15 protein-coding genes and 1 tRNA gene are annotated in these 20,767 nt (G+C 69.3%); 10 read left to right on the top strand and 6 right to left on the bottom strand.

Annotation, left to right across the window (positions count from 1 at the left end):
- The first annotated feature begins 5 nt into the window (after positions 1 to 5).
- Positions 6 to 1,169 carry a sugar phosphate isomerase/epimerase family protein gene (locus ACWGIH_RS01235; RefSeq protein ID WP_453443805.1) on the top strand — a complete coding sequence of 388 codons (1,164 nt, stop codon included), beginning with the start codon at positions 6 to 8 and terminating at the stop codon, positions 1,167 to 1,169.
- 81 nt (positions 1,170 to 1,250) lie between these two features.
- On the opposite strand, the gene ACWGIH_RS01230 is transcribed toward ACWGIH_RS01235, so the two are convergent.
- The 4 genes from ACWGIH_RS01230 to ACWGIH_RS01215 all read right to left on the bottom strand — a co-directional run bounded on the left by ACWGIH_RS01230 (position 1,251) and on the right by ACWGIH_RS01215 (position 7,853).
- Positions 1,251 to 2,639, bottom strand: coding sequence for an OFA family MFS transporter (locus ACWGIH_RS01230; protein WP_453443807.1), 1,389 nt, complete (start codon positions 2,637 to 2,639; stop codon positions 1,251 to 1,253).
- 120 nt (positions 2,640 to 2,759) lie between these two features.
- Positions 2,760 to 4,910: an acetate--CoA ligase family protein gene (locus ACWGIH_RS01225; RefSeq protein WP_453443809.1), complete on the bottom strand. Its 2,151-nt coding sequence runs from the start codon at positions 4,908 to 4,910 to the stop codon at positions 2,760 to 2,762.
- A 3-nt stretch (positions 4,911 to 4,913) separates the two neighbouring features.
- Positions 4,914 to 6,146: a formyl-CoA transferase gene (gene frc / locus ACWGIH_RS01220; protein ID WP_453443811.1), complete on the bottom strand. Its 1,233-nt coding sequence runs from the start codon at positions 6,144 to 6,146 to the stop codon at positions 4,914 to 4,916.
- A 12-nt stretch (positions 6,147 to 6,158) separates the two neighbouring features.
- Complete coding sequence (locus tag ACWGIH_RS01215; RefSeq protein WP_453443812.1) at positions 6,159 to 7,853, bottom strand: thiamine pyrophosphate-binding protein; 1,695 nt, start codon at positions 7,851 to 7,853, stop codon at positions 6,159 to 6,161.
- A gap of 200 nt (positions 7,854 to 8,053) precedes the next feature.
- Between ACWGIH_RS01215 and sucC the strand changes: the two genes are divergently transcribed.
- From sucC to ACWGIH_RS01200, 3 genes are all read left to right on the top strand, one after another.
- Complete coding sequence (gene sucC / locus ACWGIH_RS01210) at positions 8,054 to 9,193, top strand: ADP-forming succinate--CoA ligase subunit beta (protein ID WP_453443814.1); 1,140 nt, start codon at positions 8,054 to 8,056, stop codon at positions 9,191 to 9,193.
- Between the two features lie 11 nt (positions 9,194 to 9,204).
- On the top strand, positions 9,205 to 10,083 hold the full coding sequence (sucD, locus tag ACWGIH_RS01205) for a succinate--CoA ligase subunit alpha (RefSeq protein ID WP_453443816.1): 879 nt from the start codon (positions 9,205 to 9,207) through the stop codon (positions 10,081 to 10,083).
- Between the two features lie 134 nt (positions 10,084 to 10,217).
- The gene (locus tag ACWGIH_RS01200; RefSeq protein WP_453443818.1) at positions 10,218 to 11,771 is read left to right on the top strand and encodes an aldehyde dehydrogenase family protein; all 1,554 of its coding nucleotides are present in this window, start codon (positions 10,218 to 10,220) and stop codon (positions 11,769 to 11,771) included.
- A 27-nt stretch (positions 11,772 to 11,798) separates the two neighbouring features.
- Here the strand turns inward: ACWGIH_RS01200 and ACWGIH_RS01195 are convergent, their stop codons facing one another.
- Positions 11,799 to 13,133 carry a DUF2254 domain-containing protein gene (locus ACWGIH_RS01195; RefSeq protein ID WP_453443820.1) on the bottom strand — a complete coding sequence of 445 codons (1,335 nt, stop codon included), beginning with the start codon at positions 13,131 to 13,133 and terminating at the stop codon, positions 11,799 to 11,801.
- A 140-nt stretch (positions 13,134 to 13,273) separates the two neighbouring features.
- On the opposite strand from ACWGIH_RS01195, the gene ACWGIH_RS01190 reads away from it, so the two are divergent.
- The 5 genes from ACWGIH_RS01190 to ACWGIH_RS01170 all read left to right on the top strand — a co-directional run bounded on the left by ACWGIH_RS01190 (position 13,274) and on the right by ACWGIH_RS01170 (position 18,350).
- Positions 13,274 to 13,361: transfer RNA gene (locus tag ACWGIH_RS01190), tRNA-Leu, on the top strand.
- A 120-nt stretch (positions 13,362 to 13,481) separates the two neighbouring features.
- Positions 13,482 to 13,979: a MarR family winged helix-turn-helix transcriptional regulator gene (locus ACWGIH_RS01185; RefSeq protein ID WP_453443821.1), complete on the top strand. Its 498-nt coding sequence runs from the start codon at positions 13,482 to 13,484 to the stop codon at positions 13,977 to 13,979.
- Between the two features lie 182 nt (positions 13,980 to 14,161).
- The gene (locus tag ACWGIH_RS01180; protein ID WP_453443823.1) at positions 14,162 to 16,378 is read left to right on the top strand and encodes an MMPL family transporter; all 2,217 of its coding nucleotides are present in this window, start codon (positions 14,162 to 14,164) and stop codon (positions 16,376 to 16,378) included.
- A gap of 131 nt (positions 16,379 to 16,509) precedes the next feature.
- A complete protein-coding gene (locus ACWGIH_RS01175) occupies positions 16,510 to 17,673 on the top strand; it encodes a sensor histidine kinase (RefSeq protein ID WP_453443824.1) in 1,164 nt (387 codons plus the stop codon).
- Entirely contained in the window at positions 17,670 to 18,350 is a 681-nt protein-coding gene (locus ACWGIH_RS01170; protein WP_453443826.1) for a response regulator transcription factor, read from the top strand. Before ACWGIH_RS01175 ends, ACWGIH_RS01170 begins: the two co-directional genes overlap by 4 nt.
- A gap of 45 nt (positions 18,351 to 18,395) precedes the next feature.
- On the opposite strand, the gene ACWGIH_RS01165 is transcribed toward ACWGIH_RS01170, so the two are convergent.
- Positions 18,396 to 19,277, bottom strand: coding sequence for a hypothetical protein (locus ACWGIH_RS01165; RefSeq protein ID WP_453443829.1), 882 nt, complete (start codon positions 19,275 to 19,277; stop codon positions 18,396 to 18,398).
- 126 nt (positions 19,278 to 19,403) lie between these two features.
- On the opposite strand from ACWGIH_RS01165, the gene fes reads away from it, so the two are divergent.
- Positions 19,404 to 20,708, top strand: coding sequence for an enterochelin esterase (fes, locus tag ACWGIH_RS01160; RefSeq protein WP_453443831.1), 1,305 nt, complete (start codon positions 19,404 to 19,406; stop codon positions 20,706 to 20,708).
- Positions 20,709 to 20,767 lie beyond the last annotated feature (59 nt).

Here is a 20,767-nt window from a genome sequence, read left to right as displayed (position 1 = left end):
CACCCGTGACCGACATCCACGAGACTCCCGCCGCCGACGAGGCCCTCAGACAGCGTCTCGGCGTCAACCGCCGCCGTTTCCTCAGCACGTGCACCGCCGTCGGCGCGGGTGCGATCGCCGCGCCCGTGTTCGGCGCGGCACCGTCCTTCGCGCAGCCGCAGACCAAGGGCGGCCATGGCCACGGCCACGGCCGCGAACTGGTGCCCGCGAAGAAGCGCGGAATCATCCTTTACACGGTGCGTGACGCGACCGGCCGCGACCCGCTTGCCAGCGCCCTTCCCTCCGGCTTCCGCGAGGTGTTCAAGGAGCTGGCCCGCCACGGGTACAAGCAGGTGGAGTTCGCGGGCTACGGCCAGCACGCCAACGCACCCGGCGGGGCCGGCCTGGAGTCCGTCGCCGGCGCCAAACTGCTGCGCTCGTGGCTGGACGAGTACGGCCTGCGAGCCCAGGGCAACCACGGCTTCATACCGGGGTCATGGCCGCTCACGCAGCCCGACATCGACACGTTCAAGAAGCACCTGGAGATCGCCAACATCCTCGGCATGGACCACATGGGCACCGGCGGTGACCCCACCAACAGCTCCTACAAGGCCGATTGGGACGTCGCCGCCGACAAGTGGAACGCCATGGGCGCCATCGCGCGCAAGGCCGGCATCAAGCTCTACACCCACAACCACGACGCGGCGTACGGCTTCCTGCTCGACGGCGGTCCGCTCGACGCGCAGGGCCGCCCGACCCGCAGCTCCGGCATCCGCAAACTGGAGTACTTCCTCAAGGCCACGGACCCGAGGTCGGTCTGGCTGGAGATGGACGTCTACTGGGCGCACGTCGCGCAGTACAAGTTCCACACGTACACCGCGCACGACGGCTCGCAGCGGAAGAAGGTCTTCGACCCGGCCGGGCTCGTCAGCCGCAACAACAAGCGCTTCCCGCTGTTCCACGCCAAGGACGGCACGCGCAACGACACGAGCGGCCAGGGCTACGACATGGTGGCCTTCGGTGAGGGTGTCATCGACTACCGCACCTTCTTCAGCCGTGTGGGCGAGAAGAATTACCACAACCCCATGGTCGAGCAGGACAACGCGCCCAGTGCCACCGACGCCGGGCAGTCCCTGAAGCTCGCGAAGATCGGCTACGACAACCTGGCGGCACTGCGCAAGAAGCGCTGACCGCACGCACAAACAGCTCTCGCCGCGCAACAGGTGCGCGGCGAGAGCTGTTTGGCGTCTGTCGGAGTGCTGAGTGTGTCGTCAGGCCATTTCTTCGCCGAGGGGTTGGGGGTTGGGTTTGATGCGTTTGTCGTTGGGCCTTCCCGGTTGGGAGAGGAAGAGCGCGATGAAGCCTGCGAACAGGGAGATGGAGCCGGCCAGGGTGAAGGCCCCGGTGTGGCCCCAGTTGCTCACCACGACGGCACCCATACCGGAGCCGAGAAGCCCCGAGACCAGTTTGGAGCTGTAGACCAGGCCGTAGTTGGAGGCGTTGTTGTTCTCGCCGAAGTAGTCCGCCGTCATCGCCGCGAACATCGGGAAGATGGCGCCGCCTCCGAAGCCGGAGATGCTGGAGAAGACCAGGAACAGCGGGAGGTTCTCGATGTTCGCCGACCACAGGATGCCGTACTGGGAAAGGCCCAGGACGATGCAGACGAATATCAGGCAGCGTTTACGTCCGTAGAGGTCCGAGAGCCAGCCGATGACGCCTCGGCCCGTGCCGTTCACGATGGCCTTCAGGGACATGGCCGTGGCGACGATTCCGCCGGCGAATCCTGCTTCCTTTCCGATGTCCACCTGGAACGCGATGCCGAAGATGTTCACGCCCGATGTGCACAAGAGGCAGAACCACATCAGGGCCACCCGGCCGGTCTGCCACGCCTCCTTCGGTGTGTACTGCCGCACGGCGGGCGGGTTCATCGCCATGGCGCGCCTGGCCCGCGGGTCCGTCGGCGGCCGCAGCGGGTCCACGTCGGCCGGCCACCAGTTCTTCGGCGGGTCCCTGAAGAAGTAGCCCGCCACGGCCACCATCGCCGCGAGGAAGAGGCCGACGGACACGAGCACCCAGCGGAAGTTCGTCAGGTCCATGTAACCGGTGAAGATGAACACGAACGGCACCGAGCCATAGGCGAATCCGCCGTTGACGAATCCGGTCTTTCCTCCCTTTCGTTCGGGATACCACTTGCCGACCATGTTCACGCAGGTCGCGTACACCATGCCGGCGCCCATACCGCTGAACATGCCGAAGCCGATGTAGGCGACGATGACATGCGGCGCGAACGCCAGTGACAGATAGCCCAGCAGTGTTCCGACGGCGCCGCACATCATCGCCCAGCGTGCCGGGAGTTTTCCGCTCTCACGCAGCTTGCCCGCGGGGAAGGCCACCGCGGCCTGGAAGAAGACCCACACGCCCAGCATCCAGAAGATATGGGTGTCGCCCCAGGAATGCGCGGTGTGCAGGGTGTCCTCGGCAGAGGCGAATGCGTACTCGGCCGAGCTGATGCCCATCATGCCGATCCACGGCAGGATGACCATCCACTTGCGCTTACGGCCCATGATGTCGATGTCGGTCTCGCCGACCCGGTACATCCGGCCGTTGGCGTCCGTCACCTCCCTGAATGGGACGGCTGTGGATATGTCAGTTGTCGTCATGTTGGTTCAGCACCCCTTGCGTCGAAAAGATCCTGGCCAGCGCCCCCTGTCCAATACCTTTCGTGTGCGCACGGGCCCCGGGTCCTGCCGACGCGCACCGCCGGCAGGACCCAACACCGGTCACCTCATCGACCGCCCCCCCAACAGGCCGGCCGCTCGGGCCCACCGGTACTTCGCGCCGAGCGCGGCGACCGGCTTCTCCGTGGTGTACGGATACGCCACGACGCCCCGCTCGAAGAGGTACTGGCAGGCCTCCTCCACCTCGACGTCGCCCGCCAGGGATGCCACGACGGGCTTCTCGATGCCGCGCTCACGGAACTCGGCGATCACGCGGGCCGTCAGTTCGGCGAAGACCATGGGAGGGGTCACGATGGTGTGCCAGTAACCCAGGACGAGCGCGTGAATACGCGGGTCCTCGAGGCCGAGCCTGATGGTCGCCTCGTACGTCGACGGCGGCTCGCCCCCGGTGATGTCGATGGGGTTCCCCGCCGCCCCGAAGGGCGGGATGAAGGCCCGGAAGGACGCGTCCAGGTCGTCGGGGATCTCCATGAGGCGCAGCCCGTTGTCGGTCACCGCGTCGGAGAGCAGCACCCCGGAGCCGCCGGCGCCCGTGATGATCACGATGTTGTCGCCCTGCGGGGTGGGGAGCACCGGCAACGCGCGCGCGTACTCCAGCATCTCGTTGAGCCCCGGCGCCCTGATCACGCCCGCCTGCCTGAGGATGTCGTCGTACACGGCGTCATCGCCCGCCAGAGCGCCCGTGTGCGATCCGGCGGCCTTCGCCCCGGCGGCCGTACGTCCGGCCTTCAGGACCACGACCGGCTTCTTCGGGACGGTCGCCCGTGCGGCCTCCACGAAGGCACGCCCGTCCTTGAGGTCCTCCAGGTGCATGGCGATGCACTTCGTGTGGGGGTCCTCGCCGAACCAGGTGAGGAGGTCGTCCTCGTCCAGGTCGGACTTGTTGCCGAGGCCGACGATCGCCGAAACGCCCGTCTTCGTGGTGCGCGCGAAGCCGAGGATGGCCATCCCGATGCCGCCGGACTGGCTCGTCAGGGCGACCCCGCCCTTGACGTCGTACGGCGTGCAGAACGTGGCGCACAGGTCGTGCCACGTCGAGTAGTAGCCGTAGATGTTCGGGCCGAGCAGTCGCACTCCGAGCCGCTCGCCGATCTCCACGATCTCGTCCTGGAGGCCCTGTTCACCGGTCTCGGCGAACCCGGAGGGGATCAGGACCGCGTTGGGGATGCCCTTGCGACCCACCTCCTCCAAGGCCGACGCCACGAACTTTGCGGGGATCGCGAAGACCGCCACATCCACCTCACCGGGAACGTCCGTGACACTCTTGTACGCCTTGCGGCCCAAGATGTCATCGGCCTTGGGGTTCACCGGATGGATCTCGCCGGAGAAGCCGCCGTCGATGAGGTTGCGCATCACCGAGTTGCCGATCTTGCCCGGTTCGTTGGAGGCGCCGATCACGGCGACGGAACGGGGCTCCATCAGCCGCCGCATCGACGTGAGCATCTCCTCACGCGTGTACGTACGGCGCGGTTTCGTGACCCCTTCGGAGAGGATCACGCGGATGTCCGCGGCGATCGCGCCCTCCGGGGTGGCGATGACCGGGTTGAGGTCCACCTCGGCGATCTCCGGGAAGTCGGTCACCAGTTGGGACACCCGGCGTATCTGCTCGGCGACGGCCCACCGGTCCACCGCGGGCGCTCCCCGCACGCCGCGCAAGACCTCCGCGGCACGGATGGAGTCGAGCATCGAGGCGGCCTCGTCCGCGTCGACCGGCGCGAGCCGGAAGGTGACGTCCTTGAGGACCTCGACGAGTACGCCGCCGAGCCCGAAGGCGACGACCTTCCCGAACGTCGAGTCGGTCACCGCCCCGACGATCACTTCCTGCCCGGAGGGGAGCAGTTCCTGCACCTGCACACCCTCGATACGTGCCTCTGGCGCGTACGCGCGCGCGTTCTTCACGATCTCGCAGAAGGCGGCCCGTACGTCGGTGGCCCCCTCCACGCCGACGATGACGCCACCCGCGTCGGTCTTGTGCAGGATGTCGGGGGAGACGATCTTCATGACGACGGGCCCCTCGAAGCGAGCCGCGTGCGCCACCGCCTCGTCCACGTCCGTCGCCAGCTCCTCGCCCGGTACGGCGATCCCGTACGCGTCCGCGAGGATCTTGCCCTCCGGAGCCGTCAGGGAGGACCGCCCCTCCGCGCGCACCGAGTCGAGGAGCGCCCGCACCGTCAGTGCGCGGTCTTCGGCCATCAATCAGATCACTCCGTTCGACTTGAGCAGACGCAGTTCCTCGTCACCGAGGCCGAGCTCACCGACGAAGACCTCCGCGTTGTGCTCGCCGAGAAGCGGCGAACTGACCACGTTGACGGGGGAGTCCGACAGCTTCAACGGGGAACCGACCGTGGTGAAGGAGCCGCGCTGGGAATGCGCGACCTCGACGACCATCTCGTTCGCGGCCAGCGAGGCGTCCTCGATGATCTCCTTGGTGGAGAGGATCGGGCCGCAGGGGATGTTGTGAGCGTTCAGCCGCTCCAGGACCTCCCACTTGAGGAGCGTCGAGGACCACTCCTCGATCAGCTGGAACATCTTGCCGAGCTTGGGAAGCCGCGACTCCGGAGAGGCCCACTCGGGGTCCTCCGCCAGCTCGGGACGCCCGATGAGCTCGGTGAGCGGCTGCCAGCCGACGGGCTGCACGATGACGTACACGTAGTCGTTCGGGCCGCCGGGCGCGCACTTGACCGCCCAGCCGGGCTGCCCGCCGCCGCTCGCGTTGCCCGAGCGCGGCACCTCGTCCCCGAAGTCGTCGTTCGGGTACTCGGCGAGCGGTCCGTGCGCCAGGCGCTGCTGGTCGCGCAGCTTGACCCGGCACAGGTTGAGCACGGCGTGCTGCATGGCCACGTTCACGCGCTGCCCGCGACCGGTGTTCTCCCTCTGGAAGAGGGCGGCGAGAATGCCGGCCACGGCGTGGATGCCGGTCCCGGAGTCGCCGATCTGGGCGCCGGTGGCGAGCGGCGGACCGTCCTCGAAGCCGGTGGTCGACATGGAGCCGCCCATGGCCTGCGCCACCACTTCGTAGGCCTTGAAGTTGGTGTAGGGGCCCTCTCCGAAGCCCTTGATCGAGGCGTAGACGATCCGCGGGTTGATCTCCTGGATGCGTTCCCAGGTGAAGCCCATCCGGTCCACGGCGCCGGGACCGAAGTTCTCGACCATCACGTCGGAGCGCCGGATCAGCTCCGTCAGGAGTTCCTTGCCCCGCTCGGTCTTCGTGTTGAGGGTGATGCTCCGCTTGTTGCAGTTGAGCATCGTGAAGTAGAGGGAGTCGACGTCCGGGAGATCACGCAGCTGCTTGCGCGTGATGTCTCCGGAGGGCGCCTCCAGCTTCACCACGTCCGCACCGAGCCAGGCGAGCAGCTGGGTGGCGGAGGGCCCGGACTGGACGTGTGTCATGTCGAGGACGCGTACGCCCTCAAGAGCCTTGGTCGTCATCGCGCGGGCTCCTCACTTGTACATGGTCTGGTTCATGGTCCCGGGGGCGTACGCGTCCGGGTCGACCCAGACGTTGATCAGCGAGGGCTTGCCCGACTCGCGCGCCCGCTGCAGCGCCGGGCCGATGTCGGCGGGGTCGCGTACCTCTTCGCCGTAGCCGCCGAGCATCTGGGCGAACTTGTCGTAGTGGACGTCGCCGAGGGTGTTGCCGATCCGTTCGCGCTCCTCGCCGTACTTGGCCTTCTGGCCGTAACGGATCTGGTTCATCGAGGAGTTGTTGCCGACGATCCCGACGAAGGGCAGGTTGTAGCGGACGAGGGTCTCGAAGTCCCATCCCGTCAGCGAGAAGGCGCCGTCTCCGAAGAGGGCCACCACCTCCTTGTCGGGCCGCGCCTGCTTGGCGGCGAGCACGAAGGGGATGCCGACGCCGAGCGTGCCGAGCGGTCCGGGGTCCATCCAGTGGCCGGGCGACTTGGGCTGCACGACCTGCCCGGAGAAGGTGACGATGTCGCCGCCGTCGCCGATGTAGATCGAGTCTTCGGTAAGGAAGTCGTTGATTTCGCTGACGAGGCGGTAGGGGTGGATGGGCGAGGCGTCGGACTTCAGGTTCGGCAGCCGTTTCTCGATCGCTGTCTGCTCGGCGGCACGCAGCTCGTCGAGCCACTCCTTGCGCTTGGAGGCGCCTCCGTTGAGACGTCCGGAGGCGGCCTCGGTGACCGACTTCAGGATGAGCCCGGCGTCACCGACGATGCCCAGGTCGATGTCCCTGTTCTTGCCGACGGTGCGGTAGTCGAGGTCGATCTGCACGACCGTGGCGTCCGGGGAGAGCCGCTTCCCGTAGCCCATACGGAAGTCGAAGGGCGTCCCCACGATGACGATGAGGTCGGCGTTGGAGAAGGCGTACCGCCGCGAGAGCTGGAAGTGGTGCGGGTCGCCGGGCGGCAGGGTCCCGCGGCCCGCGCCGTTCATGTAGGCGGGCACATTCAGGGTCCGCACGAGTTCGATGGCGGATGCGGTGCCCCGAGTCGTCCACACCTGGCTGCCCAGCAGGATCGCGGGCTTCTCGGCGTGCACGAGCAGGTCGGCGAGCTTCTCGACGGCCTCGGGGTCACCGGTGGAGCGGGTCGACGCACGGTACTGCCCGGCCTGCGGCACCCGGGCTTTGTCCACCGGCACCTTGGCGTCGAGCACATCGCGCGGTATCTCCAGGAAGGACGGTCCCGGAGCGCCGTGGAAGCACTCGCGGAAGGCCATCGATACCATGTCGGCGGCGCGCGCCGTGTCCGGCACCGTCGCGGCGAACTTGGTGATGGGCGTCATCATGTCGACGTGCGGCAAGTCCTGGAGTGAGCCCATCTTGTGCTGGGTGTGCGCTCCCTGGCCGCCGATCAGCAGCATGGGGGACTCCGCGCGGAAGGCGTTCGCGACGCCCGTGACGGCGTCCGTCGTTCCGGGGCCTGCCGTCACCACGGCGCATCCGGGCTTTCCGGTGAGGCGCGCGTAGCCGTCGGCCGCGTGGGCGGCGACCTGCTCGTGGCGTACGTCGACGACATCGATCCCCTCGTCGACGCAGCCGTCGTAGATGTCGATGATGTGGCCGCCGCACAGGGTGTAGATGACCTCCACACCCTCTGCTTTGAGTGCCTTGGCAACCAGATGCCCACCGGAGATGTGGGTTTGGTTCGTGTCGCTGCTGCCGTCGGGCATGGCGAAGTCCTGTCCCTTCGTAGGGGAGTTGGAGCGCTCACACGCTGCTCGTAGGTGCTCTCGCGGTAGATTGCATACAGTCGACGAATACTGTATGAAGCTTGTTATCCCGCATCCGGTCAGTGGTGTCCAGGGGGCGTGCGGCACTTTTCGGAGGCGGGGGGTTCGCTCCCCGGAACGACAAGGCGTCAGGAGCCGGAATGGACCTGTTCGAGCACCAGGCAAGAGAACTCTTCGAGGAACACGGCATCTTGGTGCCGCGAGCGGATGTCGCCGACACGGCGAAGGAAGCGCGCGCGGGCGCCGAACGCCTGGGCGGACGCGTCGTCGTCAAGGCCCAGGTGAAGACCGGCGGACGCGGCAAGGCGGGCGGCGTGAAGGTGGTCGCGGACGCGGCCGCCGCCGAGATCACCGCACGCCAGATCCTCGGCATGGACATCAAGGGCCACACCGTGCACAAGGTGATGGTGGCCCAACCCGTCGAGATCGAAGCCGAGTTCTACGTCTCGTACGTACTGGACCGCGCGGCGGGGCGCTTCCTCGCGATCGCGTCCGCCGAGGGCGGCATGGAGATCGAGGAGGTGGCGGCGAGCCGGCCGGAGGCCGTCGCGCGCGTGGAGATCGACCCGGCGGAAGGGGTAACCGATGCGAAGGCCGCCGAGATCGCTGCCGCGGCGGGACTGCCCGAGGCCACCGCCGGCGTCCTGGTCAAGCTGTGGCAGGTACTGATCCGCGAAGACGCCCTCCTCGTAGAGGTGAATCCCCTCGTCCGGACCGCCCAGGGAGAGATCCTCGCCCTCGACGGCAAGGTCACCCTGGACGACAACGCCCGCTTCCGCCAGGCCCGCTGGGGTACCGACGACTCCGCCCACGACGACCCGCTGGAGTCGGCCGCAGCCTCCAAGGGCCTCAACTACGTCAAGCTCGACGGCGAGGTCGGCATCATCGGCAACGGCGCGGGCCTCGTCATGTCCACCCTCGACGTGGTCGCGGGCTGCGGAGCGCGCCCCGCGAACTTCCTCGACATCGGAGGCGGTGCCTCCGCCCAGATCATGGCCGACGGGCTCTCCGTCATCCTCTCCGACCCCGCGGTCAAGTCCGTCTTCGTCAATGTCTTCGGCGGCATCACCGCATGCGACGCCGTCGCCGACGGCATCGTCCAGGCCCTGGAATCCGTCCAGTTGACCAAGCCGCTGGTGGTCCGACTCGACGGCAACAACGCCGTACGCGGCCGCGCCATCCTCGACGCCCGCTCCCACCCCCTGGTCCAGCAGGCCACCACGATGGACGGCGCCGCACGCCGAGCCGCTGAACTCGCCGGTCACACCAACGCAGCCTAAGGAGCCGGGACATGGCGATCTACCTCACCAAGGAGAGCAAGGTCCTCGTCCAGGGCATGACCGGCGCCGAGGGCATGAAGCACACCCGCCGCATGCTCGCGGCCGGGACGGACGTCGTCGGGGGCGTCAACCCCCGCAAGGCCGGCCGCACCATCGACTTCGACGACCGGGCCGTCCCCGTCTTCGGATCCGTCCGTGCAGGCATCGAGGCCACGGGCGCCGACGTCACCGTGGTCTTCGTGCCGCCCGCCTTCTGCAAGGCGGCGGTCGTCGAGGCCGCCGACGCCGGGATCGGCCTCGCCGTGGTCATCACGGAGGGCATCCCCGTACACGACTCCGTCGCCTTCCACGCCTACGCCAAGGAGCGCGGCACACGCGTCGTCGGCCCCAATTGCCCGGGGCTCATCACCCCCGGCCAGGCCAACGCGGGCATCATCCCCGCCGACATCACCAAGTCCGGACGCATCGGCCTGGTGTCGAAGTCCGGCACGCTCACCTACCAACTCATGTACGAGCTGCGCGACATCGGTTTCTCCACCTGCGTCGGCATCGGCGGCGACCCCGTCGTCGGCACCACACACATCGACTGCCTCGCCGCTTTCGAGGACGACCCCGACACCGAACTGATCGTCCTCATCGGAGAGATCGGCGGCGACGCGGAGGAACGCGCGGCCACCTACATCCAACAGGCCGTCACCAAGCCCGTCGTCGCCTACATCGCCGGCTTCACCGCACCCGAGGGCAAGACCATGGGCCACGCGGGAGCCATCGTCTCGGGCTCGTCCGGCACCGCACGCGCGAAGCAGGAGGCGCTGGAAGCGGCAGGAGTACGGGTCGGCGCCACACCGACGGAAACGGCCCGCCTCGTTCTCAACCAACTCGGGGCGTGATGTCACTCATAGGTGACAGGCGCTGACTGCACTACCGTCCCCCAGCACATACGCGCGGACCGCGAACCGAGCGGCACCCGCGCGAGCCATGCACCTCCCGCCCCGACTTGTGCACCGTGAGCGGAGAACCCCGAATGGCACCCACCCTCACCCACCCCCGCGTCCTCAAAGCCGGCACGGCCTGGGCCGACGCCTGGCGACGCTGCGTCGCCGTCGCGCCCGAGGCATTCCGCGACGACCGCGTACTGAATCTCTGGAACGGCACCTGGCAGGCGGACGGCCGGACCCTGCCCGCCACGTCCCCCGTCGACGGCAGCCCCATCGCGGGCCCGCCGCGCCTCGACGCCGCCACCGCCCAGCAGGCCGTACGCGCCTCACTCGACCAGCACCGGGCCTGGCGTCACGTCCCGCTGGACGAACGGCGCGCCCGCGTCGCCGCCACCCTCGACGCCCTCACCGAACACCGCGAACTGCTCGCGCTCCTCCTCGTCTGGGAGATCGGCAAGCCCTGGCGGCTCGCCCAGGCCGACGTCGACCGGGCCATCGACGGTGTGCGCTGGTACGTCGACGGCATCGAGCCGATGGTCGAGGGCCGGACCCCGCTGGACGGTCCGGTGTCCAACATCGCGAGCTGGAACTACCCGATGAGCGTGCTCGTTCACGCAGTGTTGGTACAGGCACTCGCGGGCAACGCGGTCATCGCCAAGGCCCCGACCGATGGCGGCGTCGCCTGTCTGACCCTCGCGTGCGCCCTGGCCGCCCGCGAGGGGATTCCCGTCACCCTCGTGAGCGGCAGCGGGGGCGAGCTGTCCGAAGCGCTGGTCCGCGCACCCGAGATCGGCTGCGTCTCCTTCGTCGGCGGACGTGACACGGGCGCCGCCGTCGCCACCGCCGTCGCCGACCTCGGCAAGCGGCACATCCTCGAACAGGAAGGACTGAACACCTGGGGCATCTGGAACTACAGCGACTGGGACGCGCTCAGCGCGGTCATCCCCAAGCTCTTCGACTACGGCAAGCAACGCTGCACGGCGTACCCGCGCTTCGTCGTCCAGCGAGCCCTCTTCGACGAGTTCCTCGCCGCCTACCTGCCGGCCGTGCGCACCGTCCGCGTCGGTCACCCCCTGGCGGTCGAGCACGCCGACGACGCGTTCCCACAGCTGGACTTCGGTCCGCTGATCAACGCGGCCAAGGCCAAGGAGCTGGGCGACCAGGTGGCGGAGGCCATCGACCGTGGCGCGGTGCCGCTGTACCGCGGCGCGTCGGCGGCGGATGCCTTCCTGCCGGGCCAGGACACCGACGCGTACGTCCACCCCGTCACGCTCCTCAACCCGCCCCCGTCATCCCCGCTGCACCACGCGGAGCCCTTCGGCCCGGTCGACACCATCGTCCTGGTCGACACGGAGGCGGAGCTGCTCGCCGCCATGAACGCGTCGAACGGAGCGCTGGTCGCCACGCTGTCGACCGACGACACCGCGACGTACGAACGCCTCGCGCCGCAGATCCGCGCGTTCAAGACGGGCCGCGGCAAGCCCCGCTCGCGCGGTGACCGTGACGAGCTGTTCGGCGGTTTCGGCGCGTCCTGGCGCGGCGCGTTCGTCGGCGGTGAGCTGCTGGTGCGCGCGGTCACACACGGCCCGGCACTGGAACGGCCGCCGGGGAACTTCCCGAGTTACCACCTGATGGCGTGAGCCCGGGTCCGGCAGGGGGTCGATTGCCTAGCCGATGCCCTGCCGGTCCGGCAGCAGTGCGAACGCGCGGTCCGCGGCCTCCGGGACCGTGCGTTCCACCGCCTGCGCGAGGAGTTCTCGGTGGCGCAGGAGCGGTTGCCTGCGTTCCTCCGGCGCGAGCCGCAGCAGGTCGTCGAAACCGGCCACCATGCGCCGGGTGACCTGCGGGTTACCGACCGAGCACCCCCGGATCTCGGCGAACCCGAGATCCACCAGCGCGGTCCAGTCCGGTACGGGCTGCACCATGCGCACGGCCCCGCGCCGGTCACGGTGGCGCAGGGCGCCCAGCGGATGGCCGGCCAGCGAGGCCAGGAACTGGATGATGCGGTCAAGGGCCTGCACGGCGGTGGTCGGGTCGTTCACCGCGGGGGAGAGGGCCCGCAGCGCGATGTCGGCGAGCTGACGAAGGCCGAACCCGAGGTCCTGGTGGAAGGTGCGCTCCACGCTGACGGACACCGTGTACCGCATCGCGCGCGGGGGCGGCGCCGCACCGCCGTGCACGGTGAACACCGGCGTTCCCGGCACCACGAAGTCACCGATGCGCGGTAGCAGACGCAGCACCACACCGTGGCGTCCGGCCGCACGCACGACGCGGGCGATGTTCACGTCCCGCAGCACTCCGGCCCGCCCGTCGTGAGTGATCCGGGCGGTGGCGGGGCCGAGGCGTTCGTCGTCTACCGCGCCTTCGGCGGGGTGTTTCACGGCCACCCGGAACGACTCCCGGGCGATCCGGTCGATGACGAAGCTGATCCGCATCATGCGGAGGGTGCCGTTCACGTACGCGACGAAGAGCAGCAGGCTCAGGAACACCATCGCCATCGCCACGAGCGACTCGATCAGCGGCACGCTCGTCAGAAGCCGCGGGTCGCTCTCGCTGTCGAAGGACGTCAGCGTCATCAGCGAGAACAGGAACGTCGCCAGGAAGACGGTGAGCGTGATCTTGGTGATCCGCGACCTGACGTACAGCCGCACCACCCGCGGGCTGAACTGCCCGCTGGCCATCTGGACGGCCACCAGCGAGATACTGAAGACGACACCGATGAAGGTCATCATGGCCGAGCCGATGGTGTTGATCACCGGCTTGGCGTCGTCGGCGATCCCCATCAGGCTCCGGACGGTGTCGAAGTCACCGTCCTCCTGCAGCAGCGCCACGATCCGTTCGTCCACCTCCGCCGCGACGGCCCACAGAACCAGCGCTCCCACAAGCCCGGCGGTCGGCGCGAACCACATGGTGTCCCGCAGATGCTCCCGCAACGGGGACAGCAGCCGGGGCCGCCGCACCTTCGCACCACTGAGCACTTCCGTAACCAGCCCGTCACTCATGGTGAGACTGTAGACGCCGCGGATCGGGTCACCGGGCATCCGCCCGCCGACGTACGGATACGCAGGTGAAAGGCACTCCGAAAGCTTGGTATTGTTGTCCATGTCGCCGCGGGGAACACCCCGCGAACGGCAGACACCTAGTCCGGGTGGCGGAATGGCAGACGCGCTAGCTTGAGGTGCTAGTGCCCTTTATCGGGCGTGGGGGTTCAAGTCCCCCCTCGGACACCAGTCAGTCAGAACCCCACGGTCTCTTTGAGGCCGTGGGGTTTTGTCATGCCTCCCCGAAGCCAAGGCCGTATGTGCTATGCACATGAAGTGCATGATGCACATGCTGAGTAGAATGTCCTCATGGAAAAGCCCGGTCGCCGCCACAGCAAGTCCGCCGGCCGCACGGAGAAGCCCGTGCGGCGGGTCGAATTCGAGACGATGCTGCTCGGACGGCATTCACACCTGTTCAACCCCCGCACACGCTCATCCGGCGGGCGCCTCGACCGCAGCGCGTACATCCTGCTCAGCCGCATCCAGATGGACGGACCGATGTCGATCGGCCAGCTCACCGACGCCTTCGGCCTCGACGCCTCCACCCTGAACCGGCAGACCGCCGCGATGATGCGCGGCGGCCTCGTCGAGCGCATCCCGGACCCCGACGGCGGCATGGCCCGCAAGTTCCGCATCTCCGCCGAGGGGGCGCGGCAACTCGACGCCGACCGTGCTGAATACACCCAGGGTCTCGAGAAGGTCATGGACGACTGGTCGGCGGAGGACGTGGACGCGTTCGCGGGCTTCCTCCAGCGCTTCAACAGCGACATCGAGCGCCTGGAGGGCCACCCCTGGCCGCGACCGTGAACCACCTCGGCCCGCGGGGAAGCAACTCCCACGTATGGGGAAGTAACTCCCACGTATGACGAGACGGGACTGAGTACTGCCAGATCAGTACGCCGGATTGACTGCAGGCGCACGACGACCGGGCCCCCCGCGCCCGGCGAACCTGTGGAGGTACCCGAGATCAGATCTGGAGACCTCTGCCCGTGGCTACTCTTCTCTATCGCCTTGGCCGTCTGGCCTTCCGGCGGCGCTGGTACGTCGCCCTGCTGTGGGCGGCGGCCCTCGGTGCCGTCGGCTTCGGCGCGGTCACGGCGCCCGCCGCCCCGGACGAGGGCAACTCCATGCCCGGCATCGAGTCCCAGAAGGCATTCGACCTGATGGAGCAGCGCTTCCCCGGGGCCGCGGCCGACGGGGCGAGCGCACGCATCGTCTTCGTCGCCCCCGAGGGGCAGAAGGTCACCGCCACCGAGAGCCGCGAGGCCATCGAGAGGTTCGTGGACGAGGCGGCCGAGGGGCCCCAAGTCGCCCATGCGGCCGATCCGTTCAAGGCGCGGGCCGTGAGCGACGACGACTCGACGGCGTACGCGACGGTCACGTACAAGGTGGAGGCCGACGACCTCACCGACCGGAGCAAGACGGCCATCGAGCACGCCATGGAGGAGGCCAGGGACGCGGGCCTGACCGTCGAGGCGGGCGGAAACGCGCTCGCCACCCAGCCCGAGGCGGGCGGGGCGGCCGAGGGGATCGGCGTCGCCATCGCCGCCGTCGTCCTGCTGATCACCTTCGGATCGCTGGCCGCGGCCGGGCTTCCGCTGCTCACCGCGATCATCGGCGTCGGCGTCAGCATGGCCTCGATCCTGGCCCTGGGCAGCGCGCTCGGTCTCTCCGCGACGACCGGCACGCTGGCCACGATGCTCGGCCTCGCCTGCGGCATCGACTACGCCCTGTTCGTCGTCTCCCGCTACCGCGAGGAGAGGGCCAAGGGGCACGCGCCCCAGGAGGCGGCGGGCCTGGCCGCGGGGACGGCCGGTTCCGCGGTCGTCTTCGCCGGGCTCACCGTGGTCATCGCGCTGGCCGGGCTCTCGGTGGTCGGCATCCCGATGCTGACCAAGATGGGTCTGGCCGCCGCCGGGGCGGTCGTCGTCTCCGTCGTCATCGCGCTCACTCTCGTGCCGGCCCTGCTCGGCCTCTGGCCGAACGCGGTGCTCTCCCGCTCCACCCGCAGGCGCGGCAACCTCCAAAAGGACGGTGGCGAGAACAACGGCGGCAGCCGCTGGGCCAGGTTCGTTCTGCGCCGTCCCGTCCCCGTGCTGCTCGCCTCCGTCGCTGGGCTCGGCGCGCTGGCCCTGCCGGTGCTCGATCTCCGGCTCGGCATGCCGGGGGACGAGGCCAAGCCCACCTCGACCACGGAACGCCGCGCCTACGACGCTCTCGCCGACGGCTTCGGTCCCGGGTTCAACGGACCGCTGACCATAGTCGTCGACGCCAAGGGGGCGGCCGACCCGAAGGCCGCGGTGGCGACGGTCGAGCAGCGCGTCGGCGCCACGAAAGGGGTGGTGTCCGTGTCGCCCGCGCAGTTCAACCCCACCGGTGACACCGCGATGTTCACCGCCGTACCGGCCGCCGCTCCCACCGACCAGAAGACCAAGGAGCTCGTCCACGGCATCCGCGGCGACCGTCCCGCGATCGAGGCCACCACCCAGGGGGCTACCTTCGAGGTCACCGGCTCCACCGCGATGAACATCGACATGGCGCAGAAGGTCCAGGACGCCCTGATCCCGTACCTGGCCGTTGTGGTGGGCCTGGCCGTGTTGCTCCTCATGGTGGTCTTCCGCTCCGTCCTCGTCCCGGTCAAGGCGGCCCTCGGCTTCCTCCTGTCGGTCGGCGCCGCCCTCGGCACGGTCGTCGCCGTCTTCCAGTGGGGCTGGGGCGCCGGGCTCATCGGCGTCGAGCAGACCGGCCCGATCATGAGCCTGATGCCGATCTTCCTGGTGGGCATCGTGTTCGGGCTCGCCATGGACTACGAGGTGTTCCTCGTCGCACGTATGCGCGAGGCGTACGTGCATGGGGACCGGCCGGGTCAGGCCGTCGTCAGCGGCTTCCGGTACAGCGCGCGTGTGGTGGTGGCGGCCGCGCTGATCATGATGGCGGTGTTCTCCGGGTTCATCGGCGCGGGCGAATCCATGATCAAGACGATCGGGTTCGGACTTGCCGCGGCCGTCCTGTTCGACGCGTTCGTCGTCCGTATGGCGCTCGTCCCCGCCGTTCTGGCCCTGCTCGGGAGGGCGGCTTGGTGGCTGCCGCGCCCGCTGGACCGGCTGCTGCCCCGCGTCGACGTGGAGGGCGAGGCGCTCGGCCGCAGGTCCGCCGTCATACCGGCCCCCGCCCGGCCGGCCGGTCGTGAGCCGGTGCGTACCTGACAAACCGCGTGAAGGATCACGTGGCCGAGCAGTGCGACGCAGGGCCGTCCCGTGCGGGACACGAGGCGGCCCTGCGCCCCTCGGGGCGCCGCGTGGCCGACGATGGCTCAAGACCCCTGATCGGAGATTCGATGCTCACCAGCTGGCAGCGCCACGCGGAGGCCCATCCCCGCGCCGCCGACGCGGCCGTGGCGCTGCTGCTGTTCGGCGTCTCCTTCTCCGGCAGCATGCTCAGCACCACCAATCCCTCCGACCGGCCCGTGTGGTGGGCCGGCGTACTGGCCTCGGCCGTCGCCTGCACGGCCCTGCTGTGGCAGCGCAGCCATCCCCGCCCCGTCGTCGCCGTGACCACGGTCTGCGCCATGGGCACGAGCGCGATGGGGTTCCTGCTCACGCCCCTGCTCCTCGGCCCGGTCATGGCGGCGCTCTACTGGCTGGCCGTCGGCGGCGACCGCAGGGTCACCCGTGGGTACACGCTGGCCGTCGCCGTCCTGGTGGGCGGCACGGCCCTGTTCGCGGACACCGTCAACCACTCGCTCCTGCTCAAGACGCTGAACCCCATCGCCTGGATTCTTCTGTCGGCCATGTTCGGCAGCGGTGTCCAGTTGCGCCGTGCCTACCTGGAGTCCCTGGGGGCCCGCGCCGCGCACGCCGAACGCATGCGCATCGCCCGGGAGTTGCACGACGTCGTCGCCCACCATCTGACCCTGGCCAACGCCCAGGCCGGCACGGCCGCGCACCTCGCGGCCACCCACCCCGACCAGGCCAAGCAGATCCTGACCGACCTCACGGGCACCACCGCGACGGCGCTGCGGGAGCTCAAGGCCACCGTGGGGCTGCTGCGCCAGGCGAGCGACACCGATACCCCCCTGGAACCGTCCCCCGGGCTCGCCCGGCTCGCCGACCTCACCGCGTCGTTCGCCTCCACCGGGCTCACGGTCACCGTGACCACGGAGGGCGATCCGCAGCCGCTCTCGGCGGCGGTCGATCTGACAGCGTTCCGGATCGTGCAGGAAGCGCTCACCAACGTCAGCAAACACGCCCGCACGGAGACGGCGTACGTCCACCTGATCCACGCGCCCGACGGCCTGACCCTCAAGGTCACCGACGACGGACAGCACACGGCGCCCGCCGCACCCGCCGGCGGGCTCGGCTTCGGACTCATAGGCATGCGTGAACGCGCCCACTCCGTCGGCGGTCACCTGCACGCCGGTCATCGCCCCGAAGGCGGGTTCGAAGTCACCGCCCACCTGCCGCCGCACCCCGAGAACACGGAAGAGAACCGCACCACATGACCCTCCGCGTCCTGCTTGCCGACGACCAGGCCCTCCTCCGGGCGACCTTCCGCATCCTGATCGACTCCTGCGACGACATGGAGGTGGTCGCCGAGGCCACCGACGGCAAGGAAGCCCTCGAACTCGCCCATACCCACCGCCCGGACCTCGCCCTCATGGACATCCGCATGCCGGGCACGGACGGTCTGGCCGCGACCGCCCGGATCTGCGCCGACCCGGACCTCGCCGCCACGCGCGTCCTCATCCTCACGACGTTCGAGACCGACGAGTACGTGGCTCAGGCGTTGCGCGCCGGAGCGAGCGGATTCCTCGGCAAGGACGTGGGCGTCGACGAACTGCTCGGCGCGATCCGCACCGTGGTCGCGGGCGATTCGCTGCTCTCCCCGTCGGCCACGCGCGCCCTCATCACCCGCTTCCTCGCCACCCCCGACCCCGGCGGCCATTTGGTGCCGCCGGAGAGCCTCGCCGTGCTCACCGCCCGCGAGCGGGAAGTGATGGCCCTGGTCGCCGAGGGGAAGTCCAACGCCGAGATCGCCGACGCGCTCTTCGTCAGCCCGCTGACCGTACGCACCCACGTCCAGCGCGCCATGACCAAGCTCGATGCCCGGGACCGCGCCCAACTGGTCGTCATCGCCTACCAGTCGGGCCTCGTCCGCCCCGCCCCGCCCCTGTGCTGAGTTCAGGAGCTCCTGGACCTGTCCCTCACTTCTTGGACCCGTCTCTCACTTCTTGAGCCCGTCCATCGCCGCGCGTGTGTCGGACTTGAGCATCTCCTCGACCTCCGAAGCGGTTGGCGGCTCGGTCTTGTCGTCCGTGCCGCCGTAGTAGCTCCAGCGCGTCTCGATGGTGAACCAGCCCTCCCGCACGGCGAGCGTCATGCCGCTGAGGTCGTCACCGCTCGTGTCGGTCACCAGGTACGCCTCGTCGCCGATGCCGCTGACGGCCTTGGTCTTGTAGGTGTACGTCTTCTGCGACTGGTCCTCGTAGGCCTTCTGCTCGGAGGCGAACTCGCCCTTCGGGTCGGTGGCCTTGTGCCAGCGGGCGGTCGAGTAGACGTAGATGCTCGAATACGAGTCGGCGTCCGCCTCCGGGTCCTTGAGCTTGCGGCTGCAGTAACTCTGGTCGAACCCCTTCTGCCGTGTGCCGTAGTGGCTGGTCGATGTGGTGTCCAGGTCGATCTCGTACTTCTCCTTGAACGCGTCGAGCGGGGAGACATCGCAGAGGTTCTTGGCGTACTGGTATCCGGCGAGGTCGGCCCTCGCTCCGTCACCGCTGTCGTCGCCGGTGGAGCCGAGGTTGCCGGTGGCGAAGAGCGCTCCCGCCCACAGGGCCGACGCGACCACGACGCCGCCGATGCCCCACACCCAGCCGGGCGTGGGCTTGCGCGGGCCTGCCGGGGGCGCGGGCGGTGCGGGCGGCTGGCCGTAGGGGCCCGGCTGCTGGCCGTACGGGCCGGGCGGCTGGCCATAGGGCTGAGGCGAGCCTTGGGGCGGAACCGCACCCGGGGGCTGCTGGTACGGATTCGGGGTCTGCTGGTACGGATTGGGCTGCGAGGGTTGCTGCGGCTGGTTGGGCTGGTTGGGCTGGGGATTCGGTATCGACATAGGCGGCAATGTACCGCCGGCCCCCGGGCGTGTGGATGTGGCCCGGCCCTGGTCGCCCAAGGGTGAACAGCTCAAGTAAGGTCACCCTTAGCTATGCGTACGCAGTGAACCCCTGGAGGCTCCCCCATGCCGCTCACCGCTCCTCCCACCGGGGCGACCCGTCGGCCGCCCCGCATCCCGCGGCCGAGGCCCGTCGAGCGTGCGGTCAGTGCGTGGGTCGGACGAGCCGTGGAGCAGGGCGTGGAGCAAGGCGGCTTCTGGGACGCGGTGCGGGCCGTGGGTGGATCGCCGGTCGTCGAACCGGATCCGCGGGGCGACGACGAGTACCGAGTGGTCACCTTCCTGTGGCGCGGCACGGATGTGACCCGAGCCGTCCTCGTCATGCCGAACAAGATCGTCGACCCGCGTGACATGGCCCCGAACCTGATGAAGCGGGTGCCCGGCACGGACATCTGGCACTGGTCGATCCGGATGCGGGCGGACTGGCGGGCGACGTACAGCCTGTGCGTGGACGAGGGGGGCGGGCCCGGGCCCGACGACGCCGGATACTGGCCCTGGCTGCGGCAGCAACAGCGATACGACCCGTTCAACTCGCTTACTCTCACCCGTCGTTGGGGTGGTGAGCCGGTCTCGTGCGTCGAGCTGCCGCAGGCGCCGGCAGGTGACGACTGGCGGCGTCGCGATGGCGTCCCGCGCGGCACCGTCAGCACCCACACCGTCCGCAGTGAACTCCTCGGCAACGAACGCCAGGTGCACCTCTACGAGCCGCCGGGTGGCGGAGAGGACCTGCCCGTCCTCGTGCTCATGGACGGCGAGATGTGGCAGCCGGGCCTGGATGTCGCGGCCCTCCTGGACAACCTCATCGCCGACGGACGCATCCCGCCCCTGGCCGCGCTGCTGCCCGAATCCCTGAGCGCCGACCAGCGCTGGGCCGAACTCGCCTGCAACGAACGGTTCGTCGGGTTCCTCCAGGCCGAGCTGTTGCCCTGGGCGGGTGAGCGCCTCTCTCTGACCGCCGATCCGGCGCGGACCGTGGTCGCGGGGCAGAGCCTGGGCGGTCTCACTGCCGCGTACGCCGGAGTGATCGCGCCGGGGCGGTTCGGCCGCGTCCTGGCGCAGTCGGGGTCCTTCTGGTGGCCGGACGGCCCCGACCTCGAACGCTCCGAGTGGCTGACCGGCCGCATCGCCGAGACCGAGAAGCTGCCCGTGCGGTTCTGGCTGTCGGCCGGCGAGCAGGAGTGGGTCGCGCTCCCCGCGATGCGCAGGCTGCGCGCCACCCTGCGGGAGAAGGGCTACGAGGACGCCGTGTACCGCGAGTTCAATGGCGGGCACGACTACCTGTGCTGGCGCACGGAACTCGCGGACGGGCTGGTCGGGCTACTGGGCACGGAGTCCCCGGGTGAGCCCTCGGCGACGACTGCTGCCGCGTAGGCCCGGGGTGGGCGGGAGCCTCCGTGGCCCTGTCCCGGATGTAGTGCAGGGTGTTGCGC

The organism is Streptomyces sp. NPDC054872 (assembly GCF_053610705.1).
Note: the sequence above shows the minus strand (reverse complement) of the source record. Positions and strands in the feature narration are given on the sequence as shown.